Below are 19936 nucleotides of genomic sequence, written 5' to 3'. Positions count from 1 at the left end.
GGCATGATATTGCCATGCTTTGATGTGTTGATGAATGATTTTTTTACCCAACAAATGGATATGGCGTTGAGCCAAAAGATGTTTTTTGTGCAGTCCATCAATGATTGATGGAGATGGTAATTGATGTAATATGAATGAAAGTTTGAGCGTACCATGAATCAGATGAATAAAAAAGATATTTTATTGGCGGTGATGGTCATACTGCTATGGGGTGTTAATTTTTATTTTATTAGGCTTGGCGTTCAAGAGCTTTCCCCAATGGTATTGGGTTTATTAAGATTTGTCTGCTTGCTTGTGCCAGCTGTTTTTATCATCAAACGCCCAGCGGTGGCGTGGTATTGGCTGGTTTTGTATGGAGTGACAATCAGTTTTGGGCAGTTTACTTTGTTGTTTTGGGCAATTTGGGTGGGCATGCCAACAGGGATTGTTGCTTTGACTCATCAGAGTCAGGCATTTTTTACGGTATTGATTGCTTATTTTTTGTGGCAAGAGTCGCTAAAAGTAAATCATCTGCTGGCGATGATTTTGGCAGGCGTGGGCTTGATGTTGGTTGGAGTAGGTCAGTATCAAGGCAAGCTACCCATGATGGGTCTGCTACTGACGCTGGCGGCTGCTTTGTCTTGGGCGGTTGGTAATGCAGTGGTTAAAAAAGTCGGTCAAGTTAATGCTTTGTCATTGGTCATTTGGGGCAATGTCATCACGGTGTTATTATTTGCTGTGGCATCGATGGCGTTGCATGGTGTGGCTGGTGTTGTGCAACAAATTGAGGGCATGACTTGGCGTGGCTGGTTGTCGGTGGGATTTTTGGCGTATGTGGCAGGATTGATGGGCTATGCCAGCTGGGGCAGTCTGCTGGCTCGTTATTCAGCAGGAACAATCACGCCATTGGCATTATTGATTCCCATCATTGCTTTGATGGTGGCGTATTTTGCCTTAAAAGAACCTTTAAATGGTTGGCATTGGTTGGGTTCTGCCGTTGTCATGATGGCGTTGGTTGTTCAGGTGTTTGGTGGTCGATGGTTTAAGCGTGGTCAAGTTAATGAATCAACGAATGTGGATTGAGCAGTACATTGCCGATGAATATGGCATCATGCCAGTTTATCTATGGCAAAAATTCCCCAATCATGCAGTGTTTCGACACCAAAATGCTAAGCAAAAATGGTTTGCTTTGGTTGGTCGAATTGATGGGAGAAAACTTGGTTTGGATAGGGCAGGGCAGACAGACTTTGTGAACCTAAAATGCCATCCAGAGCATGTCATTTTTTTACGCCAAGCAGGTTTGGCATTGCCAGCATATCACATGAATAAAGAGCATTGGCTGACGATTGTGCTGGATAATGGATTTGAGCAAGAGGAATTGGCGACTTTGATTGATTTAAGCCATGATTTGACCAGCAAATGATGAAATTGACATACAAAAAAGCGGTCAATCAAAGACCGCTTTTTTGTTTGGGATTAGCCAACCCAGATAAATTTGAGAATAAATAGGGCGGAAACCACCGCAACCGCAGGGTGAATTTCTTTGATGCGACCTGCAAATGCTTTAAGAATGCAATAACTGATGAAGCCAAATGCAATCCCTTCGGTAATCGAATAGGTAAATGGCATCATGGCAGTAGTGATGAAGGCAGGGGCAGCTTCGGTTAGGTCGTCCCATTGTACCTCAATTAGGCTTGATGCCATTAAGATGCCAACAAATACCAAAGCACCAGCGGTGGCATAGGCTGGCACAACACTTGCTAATGGCGAGAAGAAGATGGTTAGCAGGAACAAAATACCCACCACGACCGCAGTCAAGCCTGTGCGACCACCAACTGACACGCCAGAGCCACTTTCGATGTAGGTACTGATGGCTGATGTACCCATGTAAGAACCCACCATGGCACTGATACTATCAACATACAAAGCCTGTTTCATTTTTGGAAAGCGACCTTGTGCGTCAGCCATGCCAGCTTTATTGGTTACGGCAATCAATGTGCCAGACGAGTCAAAAAGATTGACCAGCATGAATGAGAAAATAATACCCAATAATGCAGTATCTAATGCACCAGCGATGTCCACTTGACCAACCACAGCACCTAAGCTGGGTGGGGCTGAGATGATGCCGTGAAAGCTGACGGCAGGGTCAAATACCAAAGCAAGACCTGTGATGGCAGTGATGGAAATCAGTACACCAGAATGAATGCCACGAGATGCCAATACAACAATGATAAAAAAGCCCAAAATACCCATCAGAACTTTTGGGTCGTGCAGCTCGCCAAGTGCCATCAAAGTATCAGGATTTGGCACGACAAGCCCCATGTTCTTAAAACCAATCAAAGCGATGAATAGTCCAATACCAGCCCCGATACCAACTCGTAAGCCAAGTGGAATGGCAGACATGAACCAATATCGCACTTGCAATAATGTCAATAAAAATAGACCGACTGAGCCCCAAAAAATCGTTCCCATGCCAATTTGCCATGAGTAGCCCAGTTTTTGAACGACCACGAAAGTGAAAAAGGCATTTAGACCCATGGCAGGTGCTAGGGCGATGGGCAGGTTGCTAAACAACCCCATGGCAATCGTACCAAAAGCAGTGATTAGACAGGTGGTAACGAACACTACTTGTGCGTCCATGCCGGCCATACCCAGCAAAGAAGGGTTGACAAACACGATATAAACCATCGTGAAAAATGTCGTGATGCCTGCCACGATTTCGGTTTTGACAGTTGAGCCTTTTTTATCCAGCTCAAAAAATTTATTTAGCATAAAGTTTCTCATTGGTTACGCTTAGGTACGCTATTGTAGTGATGAATGTGAAAAAAAGCAATGAAAACAAGACATTTACTGATGATTTGCCATAAAAAACCACCAAAATTTGGTGGTGTGAATGAATGTGTGGATAAATTAAACAAATACATCGGTACAACCTCATCATCAATGAATGAGAGTTGGCATCTTTGGGCTTGACCGATGGTTTTGTTAGCAAATTAACAAGTGTGATTTGCTTAACTTCGCCCCGTAGAGAGTCCCGCCTTGCCATTTTCCCATAAAGTTTTAAATAGCACCTTCCAAGCCGACAATTTCGGATTAGGCGATTTGCCCTCACCAATCAAACGCATTTGTGCCATATACCAGTTCATTTCAAGCATTGCCCCTGCTTTTTTGTCAATAAACGAAGCACCTGTTTGAATGCGGTTTGTGGCAAGCGTCCTATAAGTGCCATTTTGGATTTGATTGGGCAAATCAGGCACAAGAGCAAAGGGGCGAGCAATGCCCACCAAATCCAAATCGCCACTTGTTAAAGCCTCATTCATCGCCGTTTTACTTCTAAATCCGCCTGTGATGATGAGTGGTACTTGGCTGATTTTTTTCATCTTTTTGGCATAGTCAATAAAAAATGCTTCACGCTCTTTGGTGCTTTGTTTGGCGGTGAGCATTTGTGGGCTTTCGTAGTTACCGCCAGAAATTTCAATAAAATCAATGCCCATTTGTGATAATTTTTCTACCACAGCCAGACTGTCATTTTCATCAAATCCGCCTTTTTGAAAATCGGCTGAATTTAATTTGACCCCCACCAAAAAATCAGGACGGACACTGGCACGAATGCCCTCATAAATTTTAATTAAAAATCGCATACGATTATCCAAACAGCCACCCCATTCATCGGTACGGGTATTGTGGTGTGGCGACAAAAATTGGCTAATCAAATAACCGTGTGCGGCGTGAATTTGCACACCGCTAAACCCTGCTTTTTGGGCAATTTGGGCGGTCTTCACAAAACCATCAATCAATCCTAAAATTTCATCGCCTGCCAGCTCTCGTGGCGGATTGATAAAGCCGTCCATTCCGATAAGCGGTACGGCACTTGGGGCAACCGGCACAGGATTTACCGCTTTGGGCGACTGCTTGCCTGCGTGGTTGATTTGCATAATCATCAATGTGCCGTCTGTTTTGCCAGCGTCCGCCCACGCTGTCAGCATAGCCAAATCGTCTTCGTTTGACACCACGACATCATTCACCGAGCCTTTGCCCTCTTTGTTTATCATCACATTGCCTGTAACCAAAACCCCTGCCCCACCTTTTGCCCAAGTGCGGTACAGATTGACCAAGTTTTGTGTGGGTTTGTTGTTGTCGGCAAGCTGTTCTTCCATCGCCGATTTAAAAAAGCGGTTTTTGGCAGTCGTGCCGTTGGGGAAAGTAAAGGGTTGAAATAGCATAGAACGTCTCTTTTAAGTTGATATGTTTAAAAATTTAAACATATTATAAAGGGGAAAGTGGGGGAAGTCAAGGGGTTTTCAGACTGCCTGAAAATAGATTTGCAAGATGTTTAATCAGTCAAGCCCCACCAAAACACCATTTAACCAATCTTCTATGGTTTTATTCAAATTGGTTGTGGCGATAGTTAGATTATTGGTGATGATATTTAAAATCAAAATCTTACCATCATCAAAACCGCTTACATAATAAACAAAATCAAAACGACCATATTCTTCATAAGTTATACGAATGGCTTTCTTGAAATCATCGTTTAAATACTGCACTTGGTCGTCATTGTCTTCTATTGGCTGACCATTCGCCCCATAAGCAAGCCAAGCATACCAATCTTTTTTATCAAAAAAGCGGTTTTCTCTGGCAGAGTATCCCATAATTGTCATAAGACACCCAAATTCAAACACCAAGCCTCCAAATCTCCCCTTTCTCCAAAATTCCCGTTTGATTGTCGGTAACCGCCTGTATCATCGCCTTTGCCAAAACATCGGTTGGCATAGGTTTGGCGGATAACAATAAACCAAATTGATTTAAAAATGACAAGGCTTTTTCGCTGACCATTTCGCCCAAACGGTCGCTGTTTGCTCGTTTTAATAAAGGCGGTCGCAAAATGGTTAAATGGGTTAAACCAATATTTTGCAAAGCCATTTCCAATTCGCCTTTTAAACGATAATAAAACAATCGGCTACTTGCATTCGCTCCGTCCGATGATAAGACCAAAAATCGTGCAATGCCATTTTGTTTGGCGATATTGGCAAACACAAGCGGGTAATCATAATCTATTTTGCGTTGATTTTCTTGACCGCCTGCTTGTTTTAAAGTTGTGCCAAGACAGCAAAACAACACATCGCCTTGTACTTTGTCCTGCCATTCATCTGGTTTGTCAAAATCAATTAAATGCACGGTTAATTTTGGGTGCGTGATTGCCACAGGTTTTCGCACAAAAATCATCACACTTTGGTAATGCTCATTATTTAATAATAATTGGGTCAGGGCATTGCCTGTCGCCCCCGTTGCACCAATAACAATTGCTTTCATTTTATTTTACCTTGATTGCCTCATTCACTTTGATTACTCGGACAATATTTTTTCATCAATGCCACCAATTCGCCCATTTTTTCAATTTCATCTTTCATCGCCAAACTGTAAAAGCGTTCTTTACCGATTTGTTCTACGCTGACGGCATTGGCGGATAGCATAATTTTCAAATGGTGCGACACCGCAGGGCGAGACAAATGCAGATTTTCGGTAATGTCATTGACCCGCATCGCCCCATTTTCCAACAATAATTTCAAAATCAAATGGCGGTTTTCGTCCGAAAGCACGGTAAAAATGGGAATGCAGTCTTTCATTAATTGCATTGCGTGGGCTTGTTCGTTCATAGTTTTGATAAGTTTAAAAATTTAGACTGATTGTAAGATGATTAAGGCAAATTGTCAAATAAAAAGCCGACTGCAAAGGCAATCGGCTTAATGATACAAGTTGGATTATTTGACATCTTTCCAGAATTCTTTGTTTAGCAAGTAAACAGGAATTAGTAGAATAAGTAGGAAAATAATCACAAATGCACCGTAGATTTTGCGGTCATGGCGTACAGGCTCTGCCATCCATGCCATATAGTTCACTAGGTCGCCAACACGCTTTTCGTATTCAGCTTTACCCAGTTCATTTTGTAGATTATACAGCACATGTGGCATTGCCGCATTGGCAAGAACTAGGTTATTTGAACCCCAAGGGCGGCTTGGGTCTTCATAGAAACTTAGTAGGTAAGTATAAACCCAGTCATCGCCACGCAAGCGAGTTTCTAGTGATAAATCAGGCGGTGCAGCACCAAACCATTCGCCTTGCACTTCGGGATTGATTTGAGCGGTTACATGATCACCGATAGATTTGGTGGTTACCATCAAGTATTTTTCAACCAATTCTGGTGGAATATCCAAATCTTGAGCAATGCGTGAATGACGAACATACTGAGCTGAATGACAGCCAACGCAATAGTTCATGAACATGGCTGCACCACGCTGCAATGAAGCTTTATTGGTTAGGTCAATTGGAGCTTTGCTACATTCTAAGGTAACTTCTGTACCATCAGTTTGGGTGTAAGTGCCACAGCCGTGACCACCTGCAGCCTGAGCATTGGTGCCAGCAAAAGCACCAAGAGTAGCCAAGATAAGACCAGCACCAAATTTGGTCATTGAATTAAACGCTTTCATTAGTGACCTCCGGTTACTCGTTCAGGTGGTTGTTTGCATTTCTCAATTGAGGTGTAGAATGGCATCAATAGGAAATACAAGAAATATAGGACGGTACAGATACGACCAATAATGGTTGCTGTTGGTGTGGAAGCCGTGCCACCTAAGTAGCCCAGAATAATGAAGCTAACCACAAAGATTGCCAAAGCGATTTTTGACAAAATGCCCTTGTATCGAATTGAACGCACTGGTGAACGGTCTAGCCAAGGCAATACGAACAACACAGCAATTGCAGCACCCATTGCGATGACACCGCCTAGTTTGTGTGGTACAGCACGCAAGATGGCATAGAATGGCATGTAGTACCAAACAGGAGCAATGTGTGGCGGTGTTTTTAGAGCATTTGCCACTTCAAAGTTTGGTTTTTCTAAGAAATAACCACCACCTTCTGGTACAAAGAATACCACTGCAAAGAAACAGATGAAGAACACCACGATACCAACCATATCATGCACGGTGTAGTAAGGGTGGAATGGTACACCATCTAGTGGTACACCGTTTTTGTCTTTTAGTTTTTTGATGTCAATGCCATCTGGGTTGTTTGAGCCAACATGGTGCAAGGCAACCAAGTGCATGAATACCAAGCCAACCAATACCAAAGGAATAGCAATTACATGAAGAGCAAAGAAACGGTTTAGAGTAATACCAGAAATCAGGTAGTCGCCTCGCACCCATTCTGCCAAAGCATCACCGATGAATGGAATAGCCGCTGGTAGGTTTAGAATAACCTGAGCACCCCAGTACGACATGTTACCCCAAGGTAGTAGATAACCAAAGAAGCCTTCTGCCATCAAGCATAGGTAGATACCCATACCGATAAGCCAAACCAACTCACGAGGTTTTTTGTACGAGCCATACATCAAGCCACGGAACATGTGTAGATATACCACGATAAAGAAAGCTGATGCACCTGTTGAGTGCATGTAGCGAATGAGCCAGCCACCTTTGACATCACGCATGATGTATTCTAGTGAAGCAAATGCACCTTCGGCACTTGGGTTGAACATCATGGTTAGCCAGATACCAGTAACCAATTGGTTCACCAAGACAACCATTGACAAAACACCAAAGAAGTACCAAAAGTTAAAGTTTTTTGGTGCATAGTATTTTGACATATGATATTCATAGGTCTCTGTTGCTGGATAGCGAGCATCTATCCAGCCCATGAATTTCTTAGCGATACTCATCTTACACCTCTCCAACAGTTAGGATTGTACCATCAATACTATAAATTGGCACAGGTAGGTTTGCTGGTGCAGGAACGCCGCTATAAACACGACCCGCTAAGTCATATAGTGAACCGTGACAAGGACAGAAGAAACCACCATACCAGTCTGCACCGCCTAAGTCAGCAGCACCAACCTCAGGTCGGAATGTTGGTGCACAGCCCAAATGGGTGCAAACACCTTCAACAACCAAAATCTGCGGTTGTAGTGAGCGTGTTGGATTTTTACATTCTTCAGGTTGCACAGATGCTTCTGAGTTTGGATCGCTCAGTTTTGGTGTTACCTTTTCTAGGTTTGCAATCATTTCTTCGGTGCGTTTAACAACAAAGATTGGTTTGCCACGATATTTAACGGTAATCATTTGACCGTTTTCAACGCCAGCAATGTCTTGAACGACAGCTGCACCAGCAGCTTCTGCTTTGGCACTTGGATACCAAGAACGGACAAATGGGGTGGCAATCGCACCAACACCGACAGCACCAACGGCAGCGGTGGTTGCGATTAGGACTCTACGGCGTTTTACATTGACGCCTTCGGCATGGCTCATTAGAACTTCCTCCAAAAAAGAAAGGGGTAATTCCCATACTGGGTGTGTGGCTATGGCAAAACAATTTCGCCATAAAAAACCACATTTGCTGTGCCTATTTTGCTAAATATGACTATTTTAAGCTATTTTTGTAATAAAATAAATTACTCTCTTACAAAGTTGAGTAAAAAAGTCGCAAAAATTTTAATGAATTCATAAAAAAGGAGTGATTGCAAAGATATTTTTATTAAAATGATTATAAAAAATAATCAAATACATCAACATCTCTCAATCTTTACCAATGTTTAGAAATATTGCTTATTTGCAACTGAATATTTTACCAAATTTTCCCTAATTTTTCTATGGGTAAAACAGGGGTGTTTGACGATTTTTTTTGTGAAAATAATGACTGACATAAAAAAATCCCCAATAAAATGGGGATTTTTCCAAAAAACGATAAAAAATTAACGCTTTGAGAATTGTGGACGACGACGAGCTTTGCGTAGACCCAATTTTTTACGCTCAACTTCACGAGCATCACGGGTAACAAAGCCAGCAGCGCGAAGAGCTGGTTTGTAGCTTTCGTCAGATTCAATCAATGCACGAGTGATGCCGTGACGGATTGCACCTGCTTGACCGTTGATACCACCACCAACAACAGTGATGTACAAATCAACACTATTAGTTAGTTCTAGAAGTTCTAGCGGCTGACGAACAACCATACGAGAAGTTTCACGACCAAAGTATTCGTCTAGTGATTTACCGTTTACAACGATGTTACCTGTGCCTTTAGACAAGAAGACACGAGCGGTAGAAGTCTTGCGGCGACCAGTGCCGTAATTGCGTTCCATAATGTCTCCTTATTAGATGTCTAGTACTTTAGGTTGCTGTGCTGCGTGCGGATGTTCAGTACCTGCATACAGTTTTAGCTTTTTAATCATTGCATAGCCCAAAGGACCTTTTGGAAGCATGCCTTTAACAGCTTTATGCAACACATCTTCTGGCTTGTGAGCAAGAAGTTTGGTGAAATTGGTCTCTTTGATGCCGCCTGGATAACCAGTGTGACGATAGTATTTCTTATCCTGAGCTTTTTTGCCAGTAACAGAAATCTTGTCAGCATTGATAACCACGATATAATCGCCAGTATCAACATGTGGGGTGTACGATGGCTTGTGTTTGCCACGCAGACGAGATGCAATTTCAGTAGCTAGGCGACCTAGCGTTTTGCCTTCGGCGTCCACGACATACCAGTCATGTACAACTTCAGCTGGTTTGGCACTGATAGTAGTAGTCATATAAAACCTATTTAAGTTGAGTTTGAGAGTAATACAAATAAAAAATTCAAGCGATTGCCTGATTTTATTTGTTTTTCAGAGTTGGGAAACGAAGGGCTCTCAAAAAACAGCCCACATTATAGCCTATTTTGGCAATTTAATGCAACTGTTTCGTTCAATGTTTTTTCATATTTTAACAAAAACACCAAAAAGAATTTTTGGTGCTTGATGGGCTGTCTGGCAGATTATTTTTTATCTTTGTCGCTACTGTCGCCAGGAATGATGGCTTTACCAACAGCAACCGTACCTTTGACCACGCCTTTGGTGGTTTTATAGGCGATTTTGGCAGGGACGGTAACTAGTTTATGCACGCAGGCTTGCAAGCTAAAACAAGCGGTCAGCAGAATAACGATTTTTAGTGATTTCATATTATCACGCTCTATCAATAGTGATTAAGAAGGCTTTATTCTATGCCACACCCAATGACTTGGCAATAAAAATTTGTATTTGGGCGATTGTTTGTGTGTTTTTTAGGCGATTTGCAATAGATAGCTGTGCACTTGACCTGTTTTTGTGTTTTTGATGATGTGATAATCATCAAGATTGATGATGGTCTCAATGCTTTTATCAGCTTCCAAATAAATCAGGCTATCTTGGTGTATCAGTTTATTGTCCTGCAAGATATTGAGCAGTTTTTGCCATAGATTAAGTGCGTATGGTGGGTCAATGAATACGATGTCATAAGTTTGTGTTAAGCTGGGTAATTTGGTCAAGGCATCGCCTGCAATGACTTGGCTTTGCTCGCTAAGACGCAGGGTGTTTAGGTTGTCGCTTAGTAGCTTGGCTTGGGCGGTTTGGTATTCAATGAATGTGGCGAATTTTGCTCCACGAGATAGGCATTCTGCACCCAAAACACCGCTACCAGCACAAACATCAAGCACGGTGGCATCACTGAGATGCCCCATAAGCCAATTAAATAATGTCTCACGCATACGGTCTGGCGTGGGTCTTAATCCATCAGCATCAATAAAGCTAAGCAGTCGGCGTTTATGCATACCGCCAATGATGCGAACTTGATTGGTGGTTTTTGGGGTGGTTGAGCGTGGCTTTTTTTTCATAAAATTTGGTAAGATGTTAGCGATGTGCGTCAGTTAAGATTATTTTTTGGGACTTGATAAGAATTATTATAGTCAAATTCATCAAGAATTGCCATTGTGCGGTGCTGACATTTTTTGTGTACTGGACTGTGAATTTTTTTGGTGGCGTGCGATGGTTGCTAATGAGCGAGGGTCTTGGTCGGTCAGCCAACCAAAAATCAATGATTTGCAATCAATGGCTACAAAAATGATGGTAAATAGCATATAATGCACCAAATCGACCAAAGTTATCAAAAAAGGGCAAACTATGTCTATCAAATCCGATCGCTGGATTCGCAAAATGGCACAAGAGCATGGCATGATTGAGCCATTTGAGCCAAATCAAGTTCGCTATAATGAGCAGGGCGACAAACTGGTCAGTTATGGCACTTCAAGCTATGGCTACGATGTGCGTTGTGCCAGAGAGTTTAAAGTGTTTACCAATGTGCATTCTGCCATCGTTGACCCAAAAAATTTCGACCCAAACAGCTTCATTGACATCGTGGGCGATGAGTGTATCATTCCGCCAAACTCATTTGCCTTGGCTCGGACGATGGAATATTTTAAGATTCCACGAGATGTTTTGACCATCTGTCTTGGTAAATCCACCTACGCTCGCTGCGGTATCATTGTCAATGTTACGCCCTTAGAGCCTGAATGGGAAGGTCATGTTACCCTAGAATTTAGTAACACCACCAATCTGCCAGCTCGTATTTATGCAGGCGAAGGTGTGGCTCAGATGCTATTTTTCCAATCAGATGCTGATGATGTGTGCGAAACCTCTTACAAAGACCGTGGCGGTAAATATCAAGGACAAACGGGCGTGACTTTGCCAAAAACTTGATATATCGCCCGCTGTCTGTATCAACAAAACCCCTTTAAATATTGTGATTAAAGGGGTTTTGTGATGATGATTACAAATTATCATCACAATAATACTCATATTTTGGTCAAGATTCAGTTACAATAGACGGGCTGATTACCATGATAAAGGTGTATGATGAGTGATATTTTGATTGAAAAACAACATCAATTTGATTTTTTGACCGCCAGACAGTATGCCAAACAGTGGCTGGCAGAGGCTGAGTCGCAATTTGGTCTGACAGCCAATTATGTTGAAGGGGTCGAGCAAGACACTGCCAGCATCAGTAAGGCTGGCGTTGATGCCAAGGCTACTTTGACGGCTGATAAGATTGTTTTTGAAGCCAACTTGGGGTTTTTTGCCAAGCCACTCAAAGGTGCTATTAGTGCTGGCATTAATGAAGGTTTGCAAAAATATTTTAGCTAATATAAATCATGAGATTGATGTATTCTATGAATGTTGCCACTGGCTGGATAAAAAAATCACTACCCATTTGTTTGCTGGCAAGTATTCAGGCTTGGGCTGATTTGCCCAGTAATATACAAGCCAAACTGACTGAGGCACACATTGAGCCATCGGCGGTGGGCGTGCTGGTTGAACCGATGGACAAATCGGTGGCAGGCTATCAAATCCATCATCAGATTGATGATGTCAAAACACCAGCCTCTACTCAAAAATTGGTCAGCACCATTGCCGCCCTAGATAATATGGGGGCGGATTATCGTTGGACAACCACCATTTATCAGCATGGCGTGGTCGTGGGTGGTGTGCTTTATGGCGATGTTGTCATCGTGGCATCTGGTGACCCTGCGATGACCTATGGACAACTACGCAATCTGCTTGGTGCCTTAAAAGAAAAGGGCGTTTGGCACATCACAGGCGACATCATCATTGACGATCGTGCTTTTGGCAATGTGGCATTTGATACAGGGGCTTTTGACGGACAGTCGTCCCGTGCTTATAATGCATCACCGCATGCGTTTTTGGTGAATTTTGGTACGATTGAAGTGGAGATTACTCCTGCGATTGGCGAAAGTCGTGCTTTGGTGCAGGTATCGCCAACTTTGGCAGATTTTGAATCACCAAGCAGTATCGCTGCATCATCTGGGGAGTGCAACCGAGCCAATGAACCAAAAATGGAGTTGAGCAAAAGCCAGCTAAGCCTTCATGGTGTAATTTCCAATCAATGTGCCAAAAATAGCAAGTGGCTGGCTTTTGGGGATTCGTCAGAGTTTGCCATTAAAGCGGTCAAGGGCGAATGGCAAAAGTTGGACCCAACATTTGCTGGCAAGGTGCGTTTTATTGACGAGCAGTTTGATGCTGACAAATTGGCAGAACGGCAAGCCAAATTTCCCATCGTGCGTCATTTTTCCAAATCGCTTGCTGAGCAGGTGCGCGACATCAACCAGTTTTCTAATAATGTGATGACTGAACAACTGGCGTTGAGTCTACCATTATTTGCTGGGGCGACACGCAGTGATTATACACAGGCATTTGCTTTTATCAATGACTGGTGGCAAAAGAAGATTGATGGCAAACCACCTAAAATGAGCCGAGCCTCTGGTTTGTGCCGTGATTGCCAAATCAGCCCAACTTCGATGGCAAACCTATTAAGATATGCTTATCAATCTGAGGTATTTGAACCATTATTGGCGTCATTGCCTGTGGTGGGGCAGGCTGGCACGATGGCGGCATTTGCCAAAAGACACCCAGACAGCCCAGCCATTGGGCGTGCATGGCTAAAAACAGGCACGCTCAATGATGTGGCATCGGTGGCAGGTTATGCCAAAGATGGTGCGGATAATTGGTATGTGGTGGTCGTGTTTGTCAATGCTCAAAATGCTGGCATCAATGGACATGGCATCAGTATCATTGATGAAATCATCAAGGAGATTGCTGTTTTTGGCAAATCGTCATCGCCCACCAATACCCAGCAACCATCAACCAATGTAAGTGAGAAATCGTCATGACCATCGAGATGATATTGAGTATTTGCTTAGGTATCGGGCTTGCGGCAAGTTCTGGTTTTCGAGTTTTTGTGCCATTGTTTGGATTGTCGCTGGCGTCCTATTTTGGCGTCATTCCGCTCAATGAGACTTGGCAGTGGGTCGGCAGTGTGTACGCCTTAGTGATTTTGGGTGTGGCAAGCGTGGTGGAATCCATTGGCTATCTGGTGCCTGTGGTGGATAATCTGTTAGACACCATTGCTGTGCCATTGGCGGGCGTGGCTGGTACTTTGGTGATGGCAAGCACGCTGACTGATTTTAGCCCTGCAACCACTTGGGCGTTGGCAATCGTGGCTGGCGGTGGAGCTGCCGCCACTATTAAAGGTACTTCGGCAGCCACTCGTGCGGTATCGACCGCCACGACAGCTGGCACTGCCAATCCTGCTTTTGGCATGGCAGAGACAGGTGCTGCGGTTGGTTTGTCAGCATTGACGATTTTTATGCCTGTGCTGGGTATGGCGATTGCAGTGATTGGTGTGATTGTCTTGATTTGGCTGATGGTCAGATTAAAACGCAAATTTACCAGTCAAGCTCAATGATTTGATATAAAAACGCTCATGATTGGGCGTTTATTTTTTTTGAATAATACATCAATCATGGGCAAAAAGATGATTGTTTTAATGAAATTAGTTTGCAAGGTCATGATTTTTTTGGCTTGGCGATTTTGCCAAGTGATGCCCAAATCTGTTAATATATGGCGATGACACCAAAACAAGATAACACCGCCAAAAATAAAACGCTGATGTGGCTGGCTGTTTGTGGTTATCTTAAAATTTTTTTAAATATTTATCATTTGCCAAAGCAAGTGGTTGATTTTTTGGGTAGTGGTCTAAAAAGTATGCCAAACTGGGTTTTTTGTAGCATACTTTTTGAACCAGAACCTTTTTTTTGATGGAGTGAATCATGACCCCAACCGATGCTCAACGCCGTATCATTTATCAGGCACGCCGTGGATTAAAAGAGCTGGATTTTTATATTGACCCTTATGTCAAGTCGCACTATCTAAATGCAGATGCTGATGAGCAAAAAGCGTTTGAAACCTTGCTTGGCTATGAAGACCCTGATTTGCTGCTGTTTTTTTTGGAGCAAGAGCGACCAGCCGAAGAGGCGGTATGGGCATTGATTCAAAAACTAAAAGCACTCAAATACGCCAGTTGATTTATGCCAAATCGTCCATCATCACACTCAAAAAATCGTCTGGATTTGCAGATTGATTTGGGGTTTTCTTATCGCCGATGGTGGATTTTATTGGGAGTGGTTGCCTGTTTTTCGATATTGCTATTGGCAGCCAATTTGTCTTGGTGGCATTGGTTGGTTTGGCTATCGGTTTGTGTGGGCTTGATGGTATGGTGGGCAATAGAGCGACGCATTGTATCACTTGGCACACAAAGCATTGATGAACTTTGGCAGATTGAGAGTGTTTTGTTTGCTCAGCCTAAGCAGCTATGGCAAGGCTATTTGGTCAAAGTATGGCACGCTGATTTGGGCGTGGCACAAGTGATTGGTTTGCAGTTTTTTATCATTTTGCCAAAAAAGCGGTCGATGACGGTACTGATTTTTGATGACATGTTGCCAAAAAATAAGTTTGCCAAATTGGTTGTTTTATCCAAATTTAGCCCCAGTCAATATCGATGATTGGCATGACGATAACAAGAATGATACAGATAAACGCATAATAAATACAAGGATTGTTGATTGGATTTGTTATGATGTGTGTCAAAGTTGGCAATCTTGCCAGATGATTTTTTTTAGGAATATCAGAATGAGTCTATTACAAAGTATCGTTACCCAAGTAATCCAAAATGCCGTACAAGGTCAAACACAGCAGCCCACCCAAAATCAAGCTGGTCTAGGCGGTCTGCTTGGCGGCTTGGCAGGTGCTATGCAAGGCGGCAATCAGTCGAATGCTGGTCTGGGTGGTCTATTAGGCAATGTGCTTGGTGGTCGGTCTGCTGGACAACAAGGCGGTCTAGATGCTGTATTGGGCAGTGTACTTGGCGGTCAAAAGACCACCGCCAGCCCAACTGATTTGGGCAGTATTTTGGGTAATGTGCTTGGTAGCCAGTCTGCTGGTCAGCAAGGTGGCTTTAATAAAGGCGCGCTATTGATTGCTTTATTACCCATCGTGTTGGCATTTATCCAAAAAAATGGCGGTCTGTCAGGTCTGCTTGGCAAACTATCCAATCAGGGTATGGGCAGTCAGGCTCAATCTTGGGTCAATATTGACCAAGATAATGATGGCATCGATGCTGGCGATATCCAACAATTATTCGGTGCAGAAGAGATTGATGCCGCTTGCCAACAAACAGGTGCTAGCCAACATGAGGTTTGTCAGGGCATTGCTGAACTATTACCCCAAGTGGTTAATGGTCTGACACCGCAGGGCGATTTGCAAACAGAAAGTGCGGCAAATGATGAGATTGCTCAATTACTTGCTCAAATGCAAAACATGAGATAATTTTGTTTTGACTACAAAAAACCAGTCGGTATGGACTGGTTTTTTATTGCAAGTTTTGGGCAGATGGGGGATAATTAGGACGGATTTGATAAGCAAAACAGGAGCTAAAATAATGGCAAATTTGGCATTATTTGATTTGGATATGACTTTGTTGAATATGGACAGTGACCATAGCTGGGGGCAGTTTATTGTCGAGCAAGGCTTGATTGATGCAAAGTTCTATGCCAATGCCAATGATAAATTTTATCAAGATTATATTGCTGGCACGCTAGATGCAGTTGAGTATAATGAATTTGTGGCAGGTTTTCTAAAAACGCAGAGCATGAGTAAGTTGCACGCTCATCGACAAGCGTATCTGGATAGTTGGATTAAGCCAAACATGCGACCTTTGGGCATACAACAAATCCACAAACACAGACAAGCTGGCGATACGGTGGTTATTATTTCAGCGACCAATGATTTTGTGGTCGTGCCGATTGCAGGTCTGTTTGGGATTGATGAAAAGCATACTTTGGCAACCAAGCTGGAAGTGATTGATGATGCTTATACTGGTCGAGTTGCTGACCGCCCAAACTTTAAGGAGGGCAAACTATATCATCTGAATCGCCTAATCAGCCAATATGCTGATGAAGGTGTACGGTTTGACCGATTGATTGCTTATTCTGATTCAAAAAATGACATTCCCTTGTTGTCTTTTGCTGACGAGGCGGTGTGTGTCAATCCTGATGCCATATTGACTAAATACGCCCAAGAGCAAGGCTGGCGGATTGAAGATTGGGCAATGGCATAAAATTAGCAATCAGGGCAAAAAATTTGGTATAATTTGCCATTTTATCGTGCTGTGATGAGTGTTTGGTATATTTTGTACCAAAAAAGTTTTATTGGAGTTATTATGGAAATCGCCATTTATCAAGAACAAATCAAAGACCTAGCTGCTCGTGGGCAAGAGCTACGGGGGTATCTTTGACTTTGAAGGCAAAAAAGAACGCTTAGAAGAAGTCAATCTGGAACTGGAAAATCCTGAACTATGGAACAATCCAGAGCTTGCCACCAAGATTAGCAAAGAAAAATCGGTGCTTGACGGCATTATCGGTGTCATTGAAGGGCTGGATGTCAGCTTAGAAGATGCCATTGCCATGCTTGAACTGGCGGTGGAGGCAGATGATGAGAGCTTGCTTGCCGATGTGCAAAGTGAGCTTGATGAAGCTCGTGCTAAGGTTGAGGATTTAGAGTTTAAGCGTATGTTCTCTGGCGAGATGGACGCCAATAATTGCTATTTGGACATTCAGGCAGGTTCTGGCGGTACAGAAGCCCAAGATTGGTCACAGATGTTGCTACGAATGTACACCAGATGGTGTGAGTCGCACGGCTTTAAGGCAGAAATCATCGAAATCAGCGAAGGTGGCGTGGCTGGCATCAAGTCAGCAACCATCTCAGTCAAGGGCGATTATGCTTTTGGTTGGTTACGCACCGAGACAGGTGTGCATCGTTTGGTGCGTAAGTCGCCGTTTGATAGCAATAATGGTCGTCATACTTCATTTGCGGCGGTGTTTGTTTCCCCTGAAATTGATGATAATGTTCAGATTGACATCAATCCTGCTGATTTGCGTATCGATACTTATCGCTCATCAGGTGCTGGCGGTCAGCATGTTAATACCACAGATTCTGCGGTGCGTATTACCCACCAACCCACAGGGGTGGTCGTGGCGTGTCAAAACGAACGCTCACAGCATGCCAACAAAGACACCGCCATGAAAATGCTGCGTGCCAAGCTGTATGAACTAGAAATGCAAAAACGCATGGAAAAACAGCAAGCCCTAGAAGACAGCAAATCTGACATTGGCTGGGGGTCGCAGATTCGCTCTTATGTGCTTGATGATTCACGCATTAAGGACTTGCGTACTGGCGTTGAGAACAGTAACACAGGAGCGGTGCTTGATGGCGACTTAGATAGATTTATTGAAGCAAGTTTAAAAGCTGGATTGTAAATCATCATCAAACCACCGTGTCATGCGGTGGTTTTTTGTTTTTATTGTGCTAAGAATTGGCTTGAAATAACCAAATGTCAGCTCAACAAATCCAGAAAAAATGTGTCTTTTGCTACTTGATGCCCGATGGATTAACAATAAATACAAACAAGCTGGTTGAAATTTCATTTTGGGTATTTATTTACATCTCATCTAATGGTAAAATCAAAGATGATTTACAACTGTAAATTCAATACTTTGGAAACTGTTGGGCGATGACCCAAAAAACAAGAGGATAACACAATGAGTATCGAACGCATCAGAAATGAAGCCTTACGCCAAAAAGTGATGAGTGCCGAAGCTGCCGCTGAATTTGTCAAGGACGGCATGAATCTTGCCATTACTGGCTTTACAGGTGCAGGCTATCCAAAAGCTCTACCGACCGCCATCGCTGAAAAAGCCAAAGCTGCTCACGCTCGTGGCGAATCATTTGGCATTGGTATGGTAACAGGTGCTTCTACTGCCCCTGAGTGTGATGGTGTGCTTGCCGAAGCCAATGCCATTAAATTCCGCTCACCATTCCAATCAGACCCAACATTGCGTAACAGTATCAACGCTGGCAATACCGCTTATCAAGACATGCACCTATCGCATGTCGAGCAGCAGATGCGTCAAGGTTTCTATGGTAAGTTTGACATCGCCATCATTGAGGCGACTGCCATTACCGAAGATGGCAAAATCATTCCTGCGATGGGTATTGGGCATGGCGTTGAAGCGGTTAATAATGCCGAAAAAGTCATCATCGAAATCAATGGAGCATTGAGTGCTGGACTAGAAGGCATGCACGATGTCTATGCTGAGGTTGGTTTGCCACCACATCGTAAGCCAATTCCTATCATTGGTGCGTTTGACCGCATTGGTACAACTGCCTTAGATTGTCCTGCTGACAAGATTTTGGGCATTGTTTTGACCAATGCTGGCGACCGTAACTCAAAATTTGCTGAGCCTGATGAGGTTTCAAAAGCCATCGCCGCCCAAGTGATTGATTTTCTTGACCATGAAGTCAAGGCTGGTCGTTTGCCTAAGAGCTTGCTGCCACTACAATCAGGCGTGGGCAATGTGGCGAACGCTGTGATGGCAGGCTTGCTTGATGCACCATTTGAAGATTTGACAGGTTATACCGAAGTGCTTCAAGATGGCATGCTTGACCTAATCCTAGCCAAAAAGATGAAAACTGCCTCTGCGACTGCTTTGTCGTTCAGTCCTGATGCGTTGGCTCGCTTTAATGAAAACATCGAATTCCTAAAAGATAAGATTATCCTACGCCCAATGGAAATCAGCAACAACCCAGAAGTGATTCGCCGTCTGGGTGTCATTGGCATGAACTCAATGATTGAAGCGGACATCTATGGTAACGTGAACTCAACACACATCATGGGTACTAAGATGATGAACGGTATCGGTGGTTCTGGCGACTTCACTCGCAATGGTTTCTTCTCATTCTACGTCAGTCCATCAACTGCCAAAGGCGGGGCAATCTCTGCAATCGTACCGATGGTATCGCATCATGACCACACCGAACACGATGTGATGTTCATCGTCACTGAGCAGGGTATGGCAGATTTGCGTGGCAAGTCGCCTCGTCAGCGTGCCAAGCTGATTATTGACAACTGTTCACACCCTGACTACCGTGATATGCTAAGAGATTATTACGACCGTGCCGAAAAAGCAGGCGGACTACATACACCGCACATTTTGCTAGAAGCCCTATCATGGCATCAACGCTTTGTCGAAACTGGCGATATGCGTATCAAATAATCAAATCAAACAAAAAACACGATGGCTTAGGCTGTCGTGTTTTTTTATGGCTTGATGTTTACTGCTGTATTAATGAGAATTGATGATACGGTGCTAACAATCATGTTTAACCACTCAACTGCTTAGGCAAGATGGGCGTTTGGTGTGTAGCATACTC

At 43.4% G+C, this 19936-nt stretch carries 25 protein-coding genes; 12 read left to right on the top strand and 13 right to left on the bottom strand.

The features are described from left to right. Positions 1-162 precede the first annotated feature (162 nt). Together LU297_RS01810 and LU297_RS01805 are read left to right on the top strand one after the other, a co-directional pair. Positions 163-1062, top strand: coding sequence for an EamA family transporter (locus LU297_RS01810; RefSeq protein ID WP_263076714.1), 900 nt, complete (start codon positions 163-165; stop codon positions 1060-1062). Then, positions 1040-1402: an MmcQ/YjbR family DNA-binding protein gene (locus tag LU297_RS01805; RefSeq protein WP_263076713.1), complete on the top strand. Its 363-nt coding sequence runs from the start codon at positions 1040-1042 to the stop codon at positions 1400-1402. Before LU297_RS01810 ends, LU297_RS01805 begins: the two co-directional genes overlap by 23 nt. A gap of 53 nt (positions 1403-1455) precedes the next feature. On the opposite strand, the gene LU297_RS01800 is transcribed toward LU297_RS01805, so the two are convergent. The 13 genes from LU297_RS01800 to LU297_RS01740 form a co-directional block, all read right to left on the bottom strand. Then, positions 1456-2751 (bottom strand): NCS2 family permease, encoded by a 1296-nt coding sequence (locus LU297_RS01800; protein WP_263076712.1) that lies wholly within the window; start codon positions 2749-2751, stop codon positions 1456-1458. Between the two features lie 239 nt (positions 2752-2990). Then, on the bottom strand, positions 2991-4202 hold the full coding sequence (locus LU297_RS01795; protein ID WP_263076711.1) for an NADH:flavin oxidoreductase/NADH oxidase family protein: 1212 nt from the start codon (positions 4200-4202) through the stop codon (positions 2991-2993). Between the two features lie 114 nt (positions 4203-4316). Further along, positions 4317-4640, bottom strand: coding sequence for a hypothetical protein (locus tag LU297_RS01790; protein ID WP_263076710.1), 324 nt, complete (start codon positions 4638-4640; stop codon positions 4317-4319). A gap of 13 nt (positions 4641-4653) precedes the next feature. Next, a complete protein-coding gene (locus tag LU297_RS01785; RefSeq protein WP_263076709.1) occupies positions 4654-5292 on the bottom strand; it encodes an NAD(P)H-binding protein in 639 nt (212 codons plus the stop codon). Between the two features lie 20 nt (positions 5293-5312). Beyond that, positions 5313-5636 (bottom strand): ArsR/SmtB family transcription factor, encoded by a 324-nt coding sequence (locus LU297_RS01780; protein ID WP_263076708.1) that lies wholly within the window; start codon positions 5634-5636, stop codon positions 5313-5315. 105 nt (positions 5637-5741) lie between these two features. Further along, complete coding sequence (locus tag LU297_RS01775; protein ID WP_263076707.1) at positions 5742-6467, bottom strand: cytochrome c1; 726 nt, start codon at positions 6465-6467, stop codon at positions 5742-5744. Continuing rightward, positions 6467-7672, bottom strand: a complete 1206-nt coding sequence (locus LU297_RS01770; RefSeq protein WP_263077304.1) for a cytochrome b — start codon at positions 7670-7672, stop codon at positions 6467-6469. Before LU297_RS01770 ends, LU297_RS01775 begins: the two co-directional genes overlap by 1 nt. Positions 7673-7694: 22 nt before the next feature. After that, on the bottom strand, positions 7695-8279 hold the full coding sequence (petA, locus tag LU297_RS01765) for a ubiquinol-cytochrome c reductase iron-sulfur subunit (RefSeq protein ID WP_263076706.1): 585 nt from the start codon (positions 8277-8279) through the stop codon (positions 7695-7697). A gap of 443 nt (positions 8280-8722) precedes the next feature. Then, entirely contained in the window at positions 8723-9109 is a 387-nt protein-coding gene (rpsI, locus tag LU297_RS01760) for a 30S ribosomal protein S9 (protein WP_263076705.1), read from the bottom strand. A 12-nt stretch (positions 9110-9121) separates the two neighbouring features. Continuing rightward, the gene (rplM, locus tag LU297_RS01755; RefSeq protein WP_263076704.1) at positions 9122-9553 is read right to left on the bottom strand and encodes a 50S ribosomal protein L13; all 432 of its coding nucleotides are present in this window, start codon (positions 9551-9553) and stop codon (positions 9122-9124) included. Between the two features lie 224 nt (positions 9554-9777). Next, positions 9778-9960, bottom strand: coding sequence for an NF038104 family lipoprotein (locus LU297_RS01750; protein WP_263076703.1), 183 nt, complete (start codon positions 9958-9960; stop codon positions 9778-9780). A 102-nt stretch (positions 9961-10062) separates the two neighbouring features. Further along, a complete protein-coding gene (gene rsmD / locus LU297_RS01745; protein WP_263076702.1) occupies positions 10063-10650 on the bottom strand; it encodes a 16S rRNA (guanine(966)-N(2))-methyltransferase RsmD in 588 nt (195 codons plus the stop codon). Positions 10651-10731: 81 nt separating this feature from the next. Further along, positions 10732-10893, bottom strand: coding sequence for a hypothetical protein (locus LU297_RS01740; RefSeq protein WP_263076701.1), 162 nt, complete (start codon positions 10891-10893; stop codon positions 10732-10734). A 43-nt stretch (positions 10894-10936) separates the two neighbouring features. Here LU297_RS01740 and dcd point away from each other — a divergent pair, with 43 nt between their 5' ends. The 10 genes from dcd (at position 10937) to scpC (ending at position 19779) form a co-directional block, all read left to right on the top strand. Beyond that, on the top strand, positions 10937-11512 hold the full coding sequence (gene dcd / locus LU297_RS01735; protein WP_263076700.1) for a dCTP deaminase: 576 nt from the start codon (positions 10937-10939) through the stop codon (positions 11510-11512). A gap of 156 nt (positions 11513-11668) precedes the next feature. Further along, positions 11669-11956 (top strand): polyhydroxyalkanoic acid system family protein, encoded by a 288-nt coding sequence (locus tag LU297_RS01730; protein WP_263076699.1) that lies wholly within the window; start codon positions 11669-11671, stop codon positions 11954-11956. A 26-nt stretch (positions 11957-11982) separates the two neighbouring features. Beyond that, a complete protein-coding gene (gene dacB / locus LU297_RS01725; protein WP_263076698.1) occupies positions 11983-13500 on the top strand; it encodes a D-alanyl-D-alanine carboxypeptidase/D-alanyl-D-alanine endopeptidase in 1518 nt (505 codons plus the stop codon). Further along, complete coding sequence (locus tag LU297_RS01720; protein ID WP_263076697.1) at positions 13497-14075, top strand: DUF4126 domain-containing protein; 579 nt, start codon at positions 13497-13499, stop codon at positions 14073-14075. Before dacB ends, LU297_RS01720 begins: the two co-directional genes overlap by 4 nt. A gap of 364 nt (positions 14076-14439) precedes the next feature. Then, on the top strand, positions 14440-14694 hold the full coding sequence (locus LU297_RS01715) for an FAD assembly factor SdhE (protein WP_263076696.1): 255 nt from the start codon (positions 14440-14442) through the stop codon (positions 14692-14694). A 3-nt stretch (positions 14695-14697) separates the two neighbouring features. Continuing rightward, positions 14698-15171: a hypothetical protein gene (locus tag LU297_RS01710; RefSeq protein ID WP_263076695.1), complete on the top strand. Its 474-nt coding sequence runs from the start codon at positions 14698-14700 to the stop codon at positions 15169-15171. A 127-nt stretch (positions 15172-15298) separates the two neighbouring features. Beyond that, entirely contained in the window at positions 15299-15994 is a 696-nt protein-coding gene (locus LU297_RS01705) for a YidB family protein (protein ID WP_263076694.1), read from the top strand. Positions 15995-16106: 112 nt separating this feature from the next. Beyond that, the gene (locus tag LU297_RS01700; protein ID WP_263076693.1) at positions 16107-16784 is read left to right on the top strand and encodes an HAD family hydrolase; all 678 of its coding nucleotides are present in this window, start codon (positions 16107-16109) and stop codon (positions 16782-16784) included. Between the two features lie 102 nt (positions 16785-16886). After that, positions 16887-17982, top strand: a protein-coding gene (prfB, locus tag LU297_RS01695) for a peptide chain release factor 2 (protein WP_263076692.1) whose coding sequence is annotated in 2 segments (ribosomal slippage) — positions 16887-16958 and positions 16960-17982 — 1095 coding nt in all. Because the reading frame shifts where the segments join, the coding sequence is not laid out codon by codon here. A 282-nt stretch (positions 17983-18264) separates the two neighbouring features. Next, positions 18265-19779, top strand: a complete 1515-nt coding sequence (gene scpC, locus LU297_RS01690) for a succinyl-CoA:acetate CoA-transferase ScpC (RefSeq protein WP_263076691.1) — start codon at positions 18265-18267, stop codon at positions 19777-19779. The last annotated feature ends 157 nt before the right edge of the window (positions 19780-19936 follow it).

It is taken from the genome of Moraxella nasicaprae (assembly GCF_025643275.1).
Taxonomy (GTDB): domain Bacteria; phylum Pseudomonadota; class Gammaproteobacteria; order Pseudomonadales; family Moraxellaceae; genus Moraxella; species Moraxella nasicaprae.
This window is presented reverse-complemented; position numbering and strand designations above follow the sequence as displayed.